This is a genomic window from Spirosoma flavum, from assembly GCF_042686045.1.
GTDB lineage: Bacteria > Bacteroidota > Bacteroidia > Cytophagales > Spirosomataceae > Spirosoma > Spirosoma flavum.
On sequence record NZ_JBHUOM010000008.1, the window covers coordinates 1 to 15,790 of the forward strand.

Here is a 15,790-nt window from a genome sequence, read left to right on the forward strand (position 1 = left end):
GCGCAACTGGCTGGTGCAGGGCAATACCATGGAGGGCAACCGGCGGGGCATCACCCTGTATTATAACGCGACGACGCAGGTGGCCATCGTGGGCAACACGCTGACTAACAGCGGTTCGATCGATCTGACGCCGGTGCAGGGGATCCGCAGTGACCAGCTGCAGTTCATTCCCATGTACACCAACCAGATCGTGGGCAACACGGTTTCGAACACGGACCGCAGCAACGGGGTGTTCATCGGGGTGCACACGGTGCAGCACGGGCAGGCGCAGACGTTCGGCACCTCGGTGGTGGGGCTGGAGGTGCGGGGCAACACGGTGACGGCGGGTCGGCCCAACGTGCCGGCCATCGTGGACGCGGCCTTTCCCGAGGGCTACCTCAACTACCTGGAGTACCACCCGCTGGCGTACTACGTGGACGAGCAGGTGCCGGCCATTCTGGGGAGTGTGTTCGAGAACAACACGGCCGTCAACTGTGATAACGGGCTGTACCTGAACACGGGCTCGTACGGCACGGTCTCCTGCAGCTGGACGCTGGTCAACTCGGCCAACGGGGTGCTGGACACACGCTTCGACCGGGTGGCCCACGGCTCGGTGGGTACGGCCACCTGCAGCCCGGCGACGACGGCGGGGGTGGTGTCGGGGGCGACTTACAGCATCGTGGCCAAGCACAGCGGCAAAGCGCTGGATGTGACGGGGTCGGCCACCAACGACGGGGCCAAGGTGGTGCAGTGGCCTTTTCAGGGGAGCACCAACGAGAAATGGGTGCTGACGGCCCTGAGCAATGCCTACTACTCGATCAAGGCGGTGCACAGCGGCAAGGTGCTGAGTGTGTCGGGGGGGGCGACGTACAACGGGGTGCCCGTGGTGCAGTGGTCGAATGATGGCAGCGACAGCAAGCAGTTCAAGCTGGTGGATGCGGGGGAGGGGTACTACTACATTGTGGGCAAGCAGAGCCAGAAGTATCTGGACATCAGCGGCATATCGATGGAAACTGGCGCGCTGTTGCAGCAGTGGACGTACACGGGGGCCGACAACCAGAAGTTCCGCCTGAGTCCGCTGAGTGGGCCGGGGGGGCGGCTGGGCTCCGCCGAGGAGGGAGTGAGCGCTGAGATAGGTGAGGAGGTAGGCTATGAGGGGGGGCCGCTGGTGGTGTATCCCAATCCGGCCGTCAGTGAAGTGTCGATAGAGGGGGGTTCGGGGTCGGTAGTGACGGTGGTAGACATGCGGGGGCAAGAGCAGTCGCGCACGGTGAGCGGGAGCGCGTCGTTACGTTTGGATGTGTCATCGTTGGCGCCGGGTCAGTACATTGTGGTGGTCAAGCAGGGTCAGCAAGTCCGGCGCCGGACGTTGGTCATTAGCCACTAAAAACTTTCTATTGGCTTTCATCCAGGTGATTCAACCTATCCGAATAAAAACTAATCTTCAAACGGGTTGAATCACCTGTTACGCAAACAGTAATCCAAACAAGCACATAGTAAGTTTTATCAAAGAAAATTTTTAGTCGGAATAAATACTTCGGCTATACTATAGGATGCTATAAAACGAACAAAAAAAAGATTAATCTAGCTGGTGGTGTGTTAGACAAGATCCAATTACATAGTTATTTTGGCTATCTACAGTGCCTGATCCGCCAAGGCTACGTTTAAAAAGTGTTAGTTCATCGCCCATTCGTCGGTCCCAAATTTGAGGCAATGAAAAGAAGTGGATCTTGGCAAAAAGCTAAAACAGCGATTAATTCAACTTTAGGATAGAGCTGTGTTTCTTAATCAGTCGACGGAGATCTACTATCTCACAGCCTGACTAATTAAGAAACACAGCTAGTCTGTTAATGCCATTAACTATTTTAGTGGAGTAATAACATTAATGCTAGCCAAAGCTTGCAAATATTCGCTCACCAACTCAGTAGGGACGGGGCCTAATTCGGCAGATACCGCATTGCGAATATCGGTTACCGTCCGGTGGCCATCCACAAAATTTAGTACTTCGTAGGCATACTCCGAACCCGGCCCCCAACGACCTTGAAAATCCGGCAAACGTATGTTCTTCGCTTTGTCGCTCCCGTAATGATCAACAAAATAATCGTAGCTAAAAACCGACATTGGCCCTTTAACGCGTTCGTTCCGTCGATAAATTACATTGGCAGTTGTACCAGCAACGGGCATGGCGAGAGGGGTATTTATTGTTTTCCCCAAGCTTTCGTAAAAAATATCCGCTTCCTTTTTTAGCGGTGTAGGAATCGTAATGAAGTTGCTTAAGGAAGTAAAAACCCCACGCTCATGGCTCCAATGGAATGCCTGGGTGACAGCCGCGTCTTCCTGGCTCAAAAAAGCCAGTCGCTGAAGCATCTTTGCTGTTCGTCCAACCGATTGTTGTTTGACTAGATTCCAGAGGACAGGTGCCTGATTATCTGTCAAGTTAGCCAACATATAGCCGCTGGCGGCACCAACAAACCCGGCCCGTTTTAATTTAGTTGGGTCAATGTGGGCAGGTAAGTCGAAATTGGTATGGATGTACCGGTCCGGCCAGTCGTGCAGATAAATACTGGGAATACTAAAAGAGCCTTCGCTGTATACCTCATGATCGCTACCCAAACTAAACTCACCCAACACCGCCAGGAGAGCCTCTTTTCCGCCCTCTTGCGCCACAAATGGGTGCGTAGCCGGTTCGCCACTGGCGAAAGCCCGTGTTTCTTGGTTGAGATAAGCCCCAACTGCTTCCCCAACATCACCCACAAAGCTGGGCAGGCTTTGTGGAGTACGGGAAACATGAAAGACGGCTTTGGTTATAGGGGCTCCACCCACCATATCCATGTGAATAACAGCCTTAATGCGGGAAGCATAGGCCGGACGCTGGCTAAGTAATGCACTGGTTCCTTCAATTTCGGGCGACCAAATAAAGCGTAATGTGCGTTTGGGCCGAGCCATTTTCCCATCTTGAATCAGTTTGTTAAGCGCGCGGGCTATTTCCAGAATTGTAACACTGCCACTGGCATTGTCGTTGGCTCCGGGTCGCTGATGGTCCAGATGACAGGTGAAGGCAATCTCTTGCTCTTTCAACTTAGAATCGCTCCCTTCGATTACGGCTGTAACAAATTCATAAAAACCAGGGTGTTTACCCGCCTTTACCTGAGCGTGCAGCCTGATCGTTTCGCCCCGACTGAGCCGCTGTTGAAAACTTCGGGCCTGTTTGAGCGACACCATAAAGCAAAATATTTTCAAGGGCGAGAAACTATTCAGGTGCCCCCAGCGAATCAGGTTTTCATCTTCCTGCCACCAGGCAGTATGCTGATTTTGGGTAGAACTGATAATGCCAGCGGCTTTGTACTTTTCGATAGCTAACACGACCACGGCAGTCGGTGGCGACGACGTAAGCACTAATTTTCCGGCAATATTCTTCCCGGCATAATCGCTCTCCGAACTACCCGCGCCAATATCGACCAACTCAGCGGTCACATCTCCGCTTTCACTGTCTTCAGCCAGAGTAATTGGCATAGACTCCCAATCGGCAATTCGGTGACCAGGCATCCATGCAGACCCTTTTTTTTGCATTTCCCAAAGCTCAGCGAAGTCGGCTTCCCAAGCTAGTCGTGACTTCTGAGTACCATACATCGTTTTACCGTCGGCAGGAATTTGAATCGTTTCGATCCGCTGGAGACCGTAATCCCGAAGTTGAGTAGTGATGAACTCAACGGCTTTTTTATATTCAACTGAACCACGCATACGGTGCAACCGGCTGATATACTCCAGATTGCGCTTGGCTGATTCGCCGGACAATTCAGCGTCGAACATGCCAATAAGCGAATCTGGCAACAGGGGAATACCTTGGGCTAACAGCCCTCTAACGGGGAGTGTATTGAATACGACAAGTATGAACAACCAATGTCGTATGGAAAATTGTAGCCAGCGGCAGTGAGGGTAAACTTTTTTCATAAGTCAAATTCAGGTAGGGGAAAAAGCAATGCCTGATGGCAAACGGTCTAATTTAGCTCGTTTTTAGAGCCGATTGGCTATTTATATGTTTTTTTTACAGGATTTGGATCAGTCGGCTACCCACCCTACAGATAGTATTGCTCCAACCCTTGCTTACGAATAGACCCTGAAAAGAAGTAAACGCGTAAATTTATTTAGTAGGCTGATTTAGAGTGTTTTATTTCAATTTATAGACAGCAAACCTACCATCGAAGTAAGTAAGTTTGTAAAATGGTAGAGAAGACGTACCCGGTTTAGGGTAATAATACTCGGGCCTAAATTCATAATCCATCAAAATAAAATCAGCCTTCTTTTTATGAGCCCATTGGGCCATCTGTGTAGAAGGATCATTTGTCGGAGTAGCATGATAGGTGTAATTTTCACTACTTAGCAGATGACCATATCGCTCATATTCATTAAAGAAAAAGGTTAGCGGAACAAACCCACTTTTTTTAGCAGGGAGGTAAGGTCTCAGTTTTTCGTACGCTACAGGCAAATAAGGATTCGTAAAGTTTCTATATATAATTTCAACAATCCCATATAAACCAATGACAAAATAGACAGCTAAAACTAGCTTTAAAGAAATTTCTTTAAACGGATTAACTTTGTACAATTCGTAGACCATAGCAAACATAAAGGGCATGAAGATAGGCATATAGGTGCCGGAGCCATCCTTCGTAATTACCCAAAAGAACAGAAAAATAGATAGTGAATATATCTTTAAAGGTTTAGACAACTCTTTGATGAATTTACGCTGTTTAATAAGTAGATAAACTAATAATAACGTTAAAGCGGCTTGTTCAAGGGATTCAAAAAATAATTTCGGATAGCGTAAAAGGACCATCAATTTCGCTTGCCAGCTGAATGCATTTTGCGTAGCTAGATCGTGCCGAAATTGATAATACCATATGGCAAATCCATTATCTGCCAGTACAACATCGGTGAAATAAAATAGTCCCGTAATTCCTCCCGCTAGAGAAAACCAAAATGCTTGCTTGAAACGCTTTAGATAAAGAAGTATAAATAAGCCGGCCAACAAAAAAATAACGCCGTTAAGGTGACAAAGCATAGCCAGTCCTGCTAGAACACCAGCTAAAAGAATATTCACTATGTTGGGTCTTGCTCTCTGGAGGCATAAAAACGAACCAAATCCCAAAGCAGAAACCATTAATTCAGGTCGGTTTTCAAAACTCATTCTGATTAAAAGCACATTCGAAAAAACGAGTGTAAGAATAAACAGGAGATGCCAGGAGTAGAGCTTATGCTCTTTCTGATATATATAGAAACATAGTTCTCCGATTATGACACCGAAGAATATTAGGCCAACAAACTGAATAACAGGAAGATGATAACCAAATAAATCAATTAGCCATGAACCAAAAACTAGAAATAATTTATGGCTCACTAATAATTGTTTTTCCCAGCCCAATGTTCCTCTAAAAAATTCAGATCGAATAATCCCTTCTTTTTGAAACCAATATGATTGTTCAGCAAACCAAGCATCATCTCCTGTAGGATAGCGATGAAAATAACTAAGCCCTGCTAAAACAACTAAAATACCTAAAATAATTTGTAGCTGTCTTTCTGAAAATACCATCGATTAAACCGTTTTAAAATACATCACGTTTTCTTGCTTACATCATTTACCAAATAAATAATGTAAGCAAAATTGTTTAAAATTTATCTGTGTTTGCTTTTCAATCCGAGAGCTTCGGACAAAAATTATAACCAGCCCTTGCCTGATCCATAGAAATCGGTGCGGTATTCTAAACACCTTACTATATTAAGACAAAGACTGGATGCCAATAGCAACCTGTACGTAAGATTTCCCACACGGCTGGTCACTATACCTATACCCCTACGATTTATTTAGTTCTGGACAACCCCACCTGTAGTATGCCATCCAGTAAAAAGGGCCAAAGTGACAGCGTGTCACTTTGGCCCTTTTTACTGGATGGCATACAAAAAGAATAGGTTTATAAGATCTCCTACTTTCAAAGTGACAGCGTGTCACTTTGAAAGTAGGAGCGCAATCAATTCGTTTGTTTTTACGACAAGCTGCTCACATGTTTCACGGGTAAGCTTTCCAGCTGCTAACCCCTTAATCGTTGCCTGAAGGGTAAATCGTTGATCTTTCTTCGAGTTTTTGGTAGTTGTTAACGGTTTTTCGACAGGCTTCTCTGTTGCGGATATTGTAGCTGTCAGTTCATCAATGTTATGAATCGGTTCCGATTCTGTGATAGCGCTGATGGACAATTTTGAAATTTTTTTCTGCCCCGAAAGTATTTCCTTTTTTAGATTCGGTGCTAGTTTTTCTAAACCAGCAGCAAATTCGCCATCTCGTTTAATTGTCCGACTGCTCACGCCATACTCTTTCCCTAAGGCAACAGACACATCGGCTTGTGAGTTATTGGAGGATTTATTACCTCCCCGCATCGACTTTTGTTGTAAGTAACGTAGTCCCCGGAGGTATGACGTTTGTTCGGCTGTCAAATTTCGACGGCCCAACTGATAGTCAATCATGTAATCTTTCACCTCATCCAGCGTAGAAAACCGTATCAGATTAAGGCGGTAATCTAATTTGTACTTCAGACATATTTTGTACCGATTATGGCCATCAATAAGAACAAAAGCAGGTTGATCGGTATCATCGATCTGTGCCACAGCCGATGTCGTTTCCCATACGGTGAGGGGATCTTTTACACCGTGTTTAAGAATATTTTGTTGTAACTGGTCATACTCATCGTCCGTTAGGGGAGGAATCAAGTCCCGTAACTTGTCGAGCACCAGAATCTGGCTTTTGATGTTCTCTTCGGTTGATAAAAGAGAGGGCTGCAATGTTGACGTCTTCTCTTTCATTGTACTCATAAAGTCTTTTCTCATGTCAGATCGTCATTATTTCAGTAGCGAGATGGTAATACTGCTGCCAGGAAGGGGACTTGGCTGAATAGGTATGCAAATCTTCTTTGGCAACCTGAGATTGTTTGATAACTGTAGACACCTCAATGATTGCTTCGTAAATATGAAAGTTCCGAAATGTGTCACGAATATGGGCCATCATACTTTTGTGAACGCTTTGGTTCTTGTGCACCATAGTAAACACAATACCTTTTACTGTCAGTGTTGGATTAATATACCTTCGCACCTCCGCAATCCGATTAAACAGGCTCTCTACTCCGTGATAGGCACTGGCTTCTGGCTGAATCGGTACAACGCAATAATTGGAAGCGACCAAAGAACAGGTTGTACAAATACCCAGGCTGGGGGGACAATCAATAAGAATATAGTCGAAAGTGTCTTTGGCTTCCTCCAACTTTAGCGCTAAGCGACGATCTGCGCCGATGGCATTAGCCAACTCCGATTCCCGGTATGCCATACGGATATCGGATGGGCTTAGAAACAGGTTACTGGAAATTTCGACCATTGGCAGTGTCGAGCCACTTAGCAACGAGTCGATAACTTGCTCAGCAGGTACGTGAATACCAAAGCATTGCGATAAGTTGCCCTGTGAGTCCATGTCTACCAGTAACACTTTGTTACCCAGCAAGCTTAGTGCCTTACCTACGTTGATAGTTGTTGTCGTTTTGCCAACTCCACCTTTGTGATTCACAATAGAAATAACTTTTGCTTTGTCAAACAGGGCTTCGGAGTATCCGTATTTTCGAACTGCTTCGTCTAAAGCGGGCAAGTGTTTAACAGGAATATCCTTTTGGTCAGAAAGTGCTTTATGCAGTGTCTTTGATGGAATTCCGGCTTCTTTTTCGATCTGCGACAGGTTTAAAGCTGGTTTGGCGCGTAGAAACCGCACTAATTTTTCTTGGGTGATCATAGTGCTTACGGATAAAAAATTATCTTTTGTAAAAGTATAAAGAACTTTTTTTATCTAAAACAAAGCAAACTAAAATTAATGATTATCTGCAACCAGTTGGTTGTATTTTATTATGTTTTCTATCAGGTAGTTATAAATATCAGTAACGTATGATATCGTTCTACGAATTGCTGGCTTGTTAATAGTTGATATCAGCCTATTCAATCATGGAGGCTGGCCCTACCCCACTATCGAGAATGTAAAGCGCACAGAATAGATTGCCAGAGCGAATAAAGAAGCTTTAGAAAGTGCTCCACTAAATCTTACTTTTCCCGTGAAGACGTCTAATTAAAATTTGTCGTTTTACTCCATACCTGTAAATACATCAGGTTTAAGTCGCTCAACTATTTGGAAGAATGGCCCATACATGGCAGGGTTTTTGAGATTCTCAAACAAGCTTAGATTCTCTTTATAAAACTTACCGAATAAACCCGACTGCATATGCTGTCTAACCGCTTCATGCCATTCTGGATAATTTGTCAAGACCTGCAAGGCTGCCTGATACTTATTTTCCGTTAACGCTTTTAACCGTGCATCGTCAAGAACCTGGCGTTCCTGATTAGCTTTTATCAGTTCTTTAGTTTGCCGGTTAGGGCTTTCTTTTGCCGGTTCAGGTTCATCGAACGATAATGGTAATGAAGTTTTAACCATTTTTTGCAGATAACCCCCAACATTTTTGATGGCAGCTCCCTGCTTAATTTGTTTTAGGGTATAGTCAATTGCCGTACGCACTTGTTCCTCCGAAGATTGGTGCAGCCAGCTGCGTACAGCCTCACGCCCTATATACTGCGCAATTAATGTATGTAGCTGATCCACTAACAATTCGGTCGCCGGATCATCAACTTCAATGACTGTTTTTTGCTTTTTGCTGATTGGAGGTTCTGCGACAGTTGCATTGACTGTCACCGTCATACTATCCAGTAAAGAAAGGGGTAACTCTTGGGAAGACATGTGAAAGACAACGGCAACAACTTTCCGATTACTACGCTCCTCCTCCATCTGATCGATTCGGATATTGGTCGTCGTATTTAAATCGGTACAGGCTCGCACTAACACTTTCTGCTTGAAATTACCATAAAGCGGATAATCCTTGTCGCCAATTTCGAAAACTTCCCTCAATCGTTCCACCGTGTAGCGAACTGATACCTTTTTCAGATTCATCTGATGGCGCAGCATCATGTACAAGCGAATCGAATACTGGCTTTGTACCCGAGCGAGATTGCGAACGTCAAATTCTAAATATTCTGTGCGTAGCTGAAGAAGGAAAGGTTTTAGTTCAGGGTGAAATGTAACCCGAATAGATTCCATCTTAGTATCACCAATCAGGGAACTGGCACTGGTCAGAAAGGGTATAACCGTTCGATACCGATTACCATCTTCCTTAGTATGATAAATGACCATCGTTTTGTTAACCAGTCGTTCGGCAGCTTCTTTTATCGTTTCATAACTGCGACCATCCCTGCTTAAGCTGAATAACCGGATAATGTCAGCGACCCGAAGCTCATACTCACAAAACATGACGTCGTCTGGACTAATCATTGTGAGCATGGTAAAGAAAACCCGGAATTCAGCTACATCCATCCGATAGGTAGCTTCTACAATGCCATTACGACCCGCTTTCATACGGGCAATCGTTCGTTCACCAATATCCGAGCGTTTCCGAACTTTAGTCTCTTTCGCCATCCTTTCCGAATAAAGGTCAACTTACAAAAACCCAGTCGTATAACAAAAAAACACTCCTTAACGGGTTTATCCAACTTGAGCAACTTGGCTGTTTTTCGCTTACGTGTTAGGAGTTATAGTTACGTGTTTGAAGTTATAGTACAGTCATCCGTACAGGCTAAAAGTCTATTTAACTGACCATAAATTTCCTCCTGTACTACCTGGTATAATGCAAATCAGCCTTCAAACGCTAACGAATGAAGCGCTAACAGGACGGAAAAGATTATTAATAGGTATTTATGGTTTGAAATAGGCTAAAATGCACGTCATCGTTCAGTTGATGTAGCTACGTGTTATAAGTTATACACGTACGTGTTACAGGTTATACACGTACGTGTTACAGGTTATACTCATACGTGTTACAGGTTATACATACGTGTTATAGGTTATACTCATACGTGTTACAGGTTATACGTAGACGTGTTATAGGTTATACATAAACGTGTTATAGGTTATACATAAACGTGTTATAGGTTATACGTAGACGTGTTATAGGTTATACATAAGCTCATAATAGACTTATAATCACATAGTTACAGAGACCTAAAAAGAAACTGTTTAAAACTAAAGAAAAGAAACACACACAAAGGGATTTTTGTGTGTGTTTCCTCTTTATTTAAAAATAGGTAAACCACAAATTGCAAGTATTTACCGCATAAGATAATTTGGGAAAGAAAATGAAACTGTACAGCAAATACGTGTTATAGGTTATAGTTCAACGTGTTCTACGTTATGTTTACACGTGTTATAGGTTATAGTTATAATTCTGAGGTAGTCTATCTAATCGGACACTTCACGTCTGAGGTTTGATAGAAACAGATTCACTCATTGATTTTTTAAATCAATGAGTGAACGATAGGGGCTTCAATGCTATCAGAATACGGAACAAATTGATGCATTAAACAGTCATTACTAAAACTTTGGAATGATGTGGTGGATTTATGCCTTGCTCTCCGCCTTATTTGCGGCTTTAACGGCCATATTGGCAAAGATTGGTATCAAAGGAGTTAATACAGATTTGGCAACCGCCATTCGCACCGTTGTCATTCTGTTTGTGGCTTGGGGAATCGTGTTCTCGCGTGGCGGCATCGAATCTTTACCCGCTTTAACACGGCAGAACTGGCTATTTCTGATTTTGTCAGGGATCGCCACGGGACTTTCGTGGATTTTTTATTTCAAAGCGCTACAACTTGGTAAAGTCTCGCAAGTGGCTCCGGTAGATAAACTTAGCGTAGCCATTGCTATTCTCTTTTCTGTTATCTTCCTGGGTGAAGTCTTAACGTGGAAAGCCGCAATTGGAGCCATTTTGATTATAGGCGGAACGCTGGTACTGATTTTGTGACAATAGTCTAAAAAGCAGTACCTTAGCTATTCTCCTTCATAAACGGGCCGAAAGGTTATAATTTTTGGTACGTTTGGCTAGTTACTAAATTCTACGTCTGGTCGGTCCATTTTTCGTTGGTTGCGCTTGGTTATGTCCTTTCCCAAAGGAAGTTGCAGCGATAGTTTATAAAACCGTACCTCGCGCCGATTCATCGACACCTGATAAGCACCCGGCTGGTCGTAAATGCTGATAAATCGCCGGGAGTTGAACATGTCATTGACGGTGAAGGTCAGGCTGGCACGGTTTTGCCAAAAGCCTTTTCGGACAGCAAAGTCAGCACCCCGAACGGCCTGCCGGTAGCCTTGCAACTGTGGTGCTTTCCCGTCGTTGGTACCACTTAGCTGCGCCGATATATTGGATGGAAATCGATACGTTAAATTCAGTTTGGCATTATACGACACCAACTGATTGTGCAAAGTAGTCGATTGCAAAATGACATTAAATACATTTAGGTTAGCCATAGCACTCAGATTCGGCCCCAAATTGAACTTAAGTGTATTGTCGAATCCATAGCGAATGTCAGCTTTGACATTAACAAAGGTCGTGACCAGAACGGATGAATCCGTCGCTAGGGGTTGGGTCAATGGATTGATGGTATGATCTTCGTAGATGTAATAAGCTGTTGCCAGCCAACTTGTATTCCCCCATGACTTGTTGTAGTTGACCTCCGCCGTATTGATGAATTCCGGCCTAACTTGCGGATTTCCAATTGTTATATTCTGACGGTCGTTGGCCTGAATGCCCACGAACAAGTGCCGAAAACTGGGCCGACCCACTTTGCGGCTCAGACTTACGCCAATTTCATCGGTTTCATTCAATTTCTTAGCAATCGAAAGGGAGGGGAAGAACGACTGAAACAGATTCTGACCATTGGCCGACGGATAATTATAACCGAATGTGGTCGTATCGAGCCGGGAAACGCCGTGCATGCTGGACTGTTCGAGCCGCAATCCCGCCTGAATGCTGATATTTCGCCGAAATTGACGACTATACAGTAAGTATACAGCGTTGACAGTTTCTGTAATTCGGGCATCCTGCGAATAATTACGCAGCAGACTATACTGTTGTGTATCGTTATCCAGCTTAGTAAAATAATATTGCTGATCCCGAACGTAGGTGTAACTGCGCAGGCCCATTTCCAACTTGGCTGAATCACCGAGCGGGTGGGTATAGTCGAGCTGCGCAATGATTTGATCGCCGATGGTTCGCCCGGTAATCTTGTCCCGTTCAGGGTAGCCAGTCTGGGAAGAAGCCGGAATTACCCCGACTCCGCCTTTAACGCTGTCGTCAGCCAGTCAGCCGCGTTCGACAGATGATTACGAGTGTAGGAGGTTACCAGGCTTAGTTCCTGCCCTTTGCGGGCAAACTGATGCTTCCAGTCAAACTCAAGCCCGGTATTGGTGTAGGTATTATGGGGCACCGTGGTACGCTGACCGGAACTGGTAAGCGTCTGATTTAGATCACGATAGTCATAGGGATGCGTACTAACCGTATTAAATTCACCGGCCACAATCGTTGCTGCCAGAGACAACACATTATGATCGTTCAGCGTATAATCAGCTGCAACTCGACCACTCTGGAAGGTATTATTCAGGCTAATGCTGGTATTTTGATTAAAGTAACTCGACGGACTGCCATTATCATTACGATTGGTACGATAAACGTAGCCGGTAAGTGGATTTTTGGTAGCATTAAGGGAATAAAACGTCGTTAAATTCCACTTGCCCCGACGCCAGTCCAGGTTCAGAGTCCCATCAAAACGAGAGTTGTTACCAATGCCCACGCTCGCTAACCCATTGTAGCCCGGTAACCGATTTTTCTTCAATACCAAGTTGACAATTCCCCCGATGTGGAGGCATCATAGCGGGCTGATAGGTTCGAGATAACCTCTACGGACTCAATCTGGTTGGCTGGAATCTGAGCCAGGGTCAACTGCGTAGGCTTCCCATTGACGTAAATGGTGATAGCCATATTTCGCAGACTCGGATTGCCGCTTTCGTCGAGTGTGATGAACGGCACGTTTTTTAGAACCGATTCTGCCGTGCCCCCTGTTGTGGTCAGGTTTTTACCCACGTTGAAGGTGCGCTTTTCCATTGTCATTGAAATGGCACTTTTCTCCGCGACTACCTTTACTTCTTTTAATGTACTCGCATCTGGTTTCAGCGATAGTGGGCCGAGGGAAGTCTCGGATTGACTAACTTTTATGGGTTGGTTGAGCGTCTGATACCCAACAAAGGTGACCTGTACGTTCAGGTTTCCTGTGGGCAAATTTGATATTGTAAAAAGACCCTGCTCATTGGTTTGGCTTCCCGTAAGCAGACTATCTTTGCCATTCACTCGTAGCCAGACTGCAACCGTTGCAAAGGATAAGGGTTGACGCAGAGTAGCATCCAGTATTGTTCCTGATAGGCGGTTGCCGTTGCTAATTGCCTGTTGAGCAGCCGCAGAAAAAGTCAGACAGAAGACAAATCCGACGAGTGAAGAAAAAAACTTCCATCTCATAATGAGAGCAAAATTGCTCGTCAATAATGGAGTAAATCTGAAGCTTAGGTAGAATTGACTATACTCTATAAACAATACAATCTAAAGTTTTATAATTTATAAAGTCATCCTTCCAGATACCGCCTACTGTTACTATCTGATACTACATGTGCGGCTGTACTTGAGTTGTTATGCCCATAAAGCTGGACAGGAAGCTCAACGTTGTTGATATACTTCACTGTTACCCTTTTATTTACACGCTGCGGCAATATTTCCTTACTAATGCCTTGAGACAACCACGCACAGTTAAGTGTCTCTATGCAGTCTTACTCAAACTCAGCCAGGTGGACTGACTAGCTTTAGGTTTGGTACATTCAACCACCAATTAATGCCTTAAAGAAACCTATTGTAGCCTCAAATAACCTCACTAGAAGTTCTCGATAGTCGATGATTTATCACGCTACTATTTTTGTGACATCATAAACAGCAAAAATTAGTATGAATCAAAAAACATCAGCCGCCTTTGTGGGCGCATCCTGGGTTGCTCTTGGAGCCGGTATGTTCGGTTATTTAATTGGACTATGGCGATCCCAGATGTTATTAAATGAAAAAGGGTTCTACTTCACCGTCTTATTATTTGGCCTTTTCGCCGTGGTATCATTACAAAAAAGCGTCAGAGATCGAATCGAGGGCTTCCCGGTAACTGATATTTGTTACGGAATCTGTTGGTTTTCAGCAATCCTGTCCATTGTGCTTTTGACAATTGGCCTATGGAACGCGACGCTTTTGCCCAGTGAAAAAGGGTTTTATGCGTTTGCCTTTTTGCTTGGTTTATTCGGCGCAATCGCGGTCCAGAAAAATACCAGAGATAGTCAGGAACCCACTAAGAAAGTATGATCTGTTCATTTTTTGAGAGGGGAGCAATTAAACGTTTTGAATCCATCTAGCCGGGGTATACTCAACGGGGCTGGAGATGTTTTACACCAGATACAATGAATGTAGCTATCCACACACGTAGGTTGAACCGAAGTGGGCCCGCAAACAGCCCTATAGCCGCCACTTCAGGAGAACTTAGTCATCTGTATAATTATTGGTATGTGAGTAGGTTTGTAGATATAGATCTTTGGCTGGTAGGACAACATCAAACCACCTGCTTACGAACTGTTCCAAAAGCTCTTACGCGCTTAGTAAAGTCTGACTGGCAGAAAACCTGATGATCACCACTTGTGAAACGTAGGGTTTTGACGAAAGCACCCTGTTGGATGGTAACCGGATAGCATCGAAAGTGGGCTGGTCGAGCGGCTGTATTAAGTTCGGCACCGGGTCAGACGGGACTCAGCAAGAACAAGGGGAGGCTTTACGAACTGATCTCTTGATTTCATTCAATTATACTGCTTAGCTAGCCTATGAATCAAATCGAGCCGTCGAGAAGACAATTTGTGAAGCAAGCGATTAGTGTTCTCGCCGGAATAACCGTAGCGAATACGCTGGCCCAAGCCGCCATGTTTGACGAATACCGTGCCGGATTTTCCCTGCCGTTGGGCGTTTGTACCTCCTACGACAAGGCAGGTCTGTTGAAAAGTCTGGAATATTCGTTTGTGGAAGAAAGTGTCGGTACATTTCTGATACCTGATGGAGGAGACGGGCAGTACGAGAAAAACCAACTCGCACTCAAAGTAGAGAAGTTTCCGGTTCGGTCGTACATCTATTTTTTTCCGGGCAACTTAAAATCCGTAGGGCCCGACACGCAGCATGAGGCTATTTTACCGCGGGCTGATCTGGCACTCAAGCGGGCGAAAGAATGCGGCTCAAAAAATATCGTGTTTGGCAGTGGCGGTTCGCGGGCTATTCCCGACGGTTTTGACCGAGCCAAAGCCAAAGCCCAGCACATTGAGCTGTGCCAAAAGATGGCACCTTTAGCCGAAAAGCACCGCGTTACGCTGGCGGTGGAACCCCTCAACCGGAGCGAGACGAACTTCATTAACAACCTGGCCGAAGGGGTAGAAATCATCCAGGCCGTCAACAATCCCTGGTTCAAGCTGCAATGTGACATCTACCATATGCTAAAAGACGATGAAAGTCCGGATGAAATCGTTAAGTACGGCCAATATATTACGCATTGCCACTTGGCGGAGAAACAAAACCGGACAGCACCGGGCGTGGCGGGCGACGATTTTAGACCATATTTTCGCGCGTTGAAAAAAATAAAGTATCAGGGCGGATTAGCTCTGGAATGTCGCTGGAAGGATTTTGACAGTGAAATCGCGCGTGGCCTGGACGTTGTAAAGAAACAACTTGCTGAAGTTTGAGAACAAAGATTTTCTGGCCGGATTACAGGACTTATATCATGTTCTCTGGCTGTTTAT

The 15,790-nt window shown here is 45.0% G+C and carries 12 protein-coding genes; 4 read left to right on the forward strand and 8 right to left on the reverse strand.

The features are described 5' to 3' along the window. The coding region (locus ACFS25_RS14190) for an RICIN domain-containing protein (RefSeq protein ID WP_381501923.1) at nucleotides 1-1,366 on the forward strand (1,366 nt) is incomplete at its 5' end. A 473-nt stretch (nucleotides 1,367-1,839) separates the two neighbouring features. On the opposite strand, the gene ACFS25_RS14195 is transcribed toward ACFS25_RS14190, so the two are convergent. From ACFS25_RS14195 to ACFS25_RS14215, 5 genes are all read right to left on the reverse strand, one after another. Continuing rightward, entirely contained in the window at nucleotides 1,840-3,930 is a 2,091-nt protein-coding gene (locus tag ACFS25_RS14195) for a M28 family peptidase (RefSeq protein ID WP_381501927.1), read from the reverse strand. 217 nt (nucleotides 3,931-4,147) lie between these two features. Further along, nucleotides 4,148-5,566, reverse strand: a complete 1,419-nt coding sequence (locus ACFS25_RS14200; protein ID WP_381501929.1) for a hypothetical protein — start codon at nucleotides 5,564-5,566, stop codon at nucleotides 4,148-4,150. A gap of 413 nt (nucleotides 5,567-5,979) precedes the next feature. After that, nucleotides 5,980-6,852, reverse strand: a complete 873-nt coding sequence (locus tag ACFS25_RS14205) for a hypothetical protein (RefSeq protein ID WP_381501932.1) — start codon at nucleotides 6,850-6,852, stop codon at nucleotides 5,980-5,982. Nucleotide 6,853: 1 nt separating this feature from the next. After that, nucleotides 6,854-7,798 (reverse strand): ParA family protein, encoded by a 945-nt coding sequence (locus ACFS25_RS14210; RefSeq protein WP_381501935.1) that lies wholly within the window; start codon nucleotides 7,796-7,798, stop codon nucleotides 6,854-6,856. Between the two features lie 342 nt (nucleotides 7,799-8,140). Beyond that, nucleotides 8,141-9,520: a replication initiation protein gene (locus ACFS25_RS14215; protein WP_381501938.1), complete on the reverse strand. Its 1,380-nt coding sequence runs from the start codon at nucleotides 9,518-9,520 to the stop codon at nucleotides 8,141-8,143. A gap of 964 nt (nucleotides 9,521-10,484) precedes the next feature. Between ACFS25_RS14215 and ACFS25_RS14220 the strand changes: the two genes are divergently transcribed. Continuing rightward, nucleotides 10,485-10,901 carry an EamA family transporter gene (locus tag ACFS25_RS14220; RefSeq protein ID WP_456243000.1) on the forward strand — a complete coding sequence of 139 codons (417 nt, stop codon included), beginning with the start codon at nucleotides 10,485-10,487 and terminating at the stop codon, nucleotides 10,899-10,901. A 77-nt stretch (nucleotides 10,902-10,978) separates the two neighbouring features. Here ACFS25_RS14220 and ACFS25_RS14225 read toward each other — a convergent pair whose 3' ends face one another. From ACFS25_RS14225 to ACFS25_RS14235, 3 genes are read right to left on the reverse strand one after another with little or no spacing between them, the layout of a single operon-like run. Beyond that, nucleotides 10,979-12,238 (reverse strand): outer membrane beta-barrel family protein, encoded by a 1,260-nt coding sequence (locus ACFS25_RS14225; RefSeq protein WP_381502114.1) that lies wholly within the window; start codon nucleotides 12,236-12,238, stop codon nucleotides 10,979-10,981. Continuing rightward, entirely contained in the window at nucleotides 12,202-12,768 is a 567-nt protein-coding gene (locus tag ACFS25_RS14230) for a hypothetical protein (protein ID WP_381501941.1), read from the reverse strand. The genes ACFS25_RS14225 and ACFS25_RS14230 overlap by 37 nt, the downstream gene beginning before the upstream one ends. Beyond that, nucleotides 12,765-13,445, reverse strand: coding sequence for a carboxypeptidase-like regulatory domain-containing protein (locus ACFS25_RS14235; RefSeq protein ID WP_381501944.1), 681 nt, complete (start codon nucleotides 13,443-13,445; stop codon nucleotides 12,765-12,767). Before ACFS25_RS14235 ends, ACFS25_RS14230 begins: the two co-directional genes overlap by 4 nt. A 477-nt stretch (nucleotides 13,446-13,922) precedes the next feature. On the opposite strand from ACFS25_RS14235, the gene yiaA reads away from it, so the two are divergent. Then, entirely contained in the window at nucleotides 13,923-14,321 is a 399-nt protein-coding gene (gene yiaA / locus ACFS25_RS14240) for an inner membrane protein YiaA (RefSeq protein WP_381501946.1), read from the forward strand. 509 nt (nucleotides 14,322-14,830) lie between these two features. Further along, nucleotides 14,831-15,733 (forward strand): sugar phosphate isomerase/epimerase family protein, encoded by a 903-nt coding sequence (locus ACFS25_RS14245; RefSeq protein WP_381501949.1) that lies wholly within the window; start codon nucleotides 14,831-14,833, stop codon nucleotides 15,731-15,733. The last annotated feature ends 57 nt before the right edge of the window (nucleotides 15,734-15,790 follow it).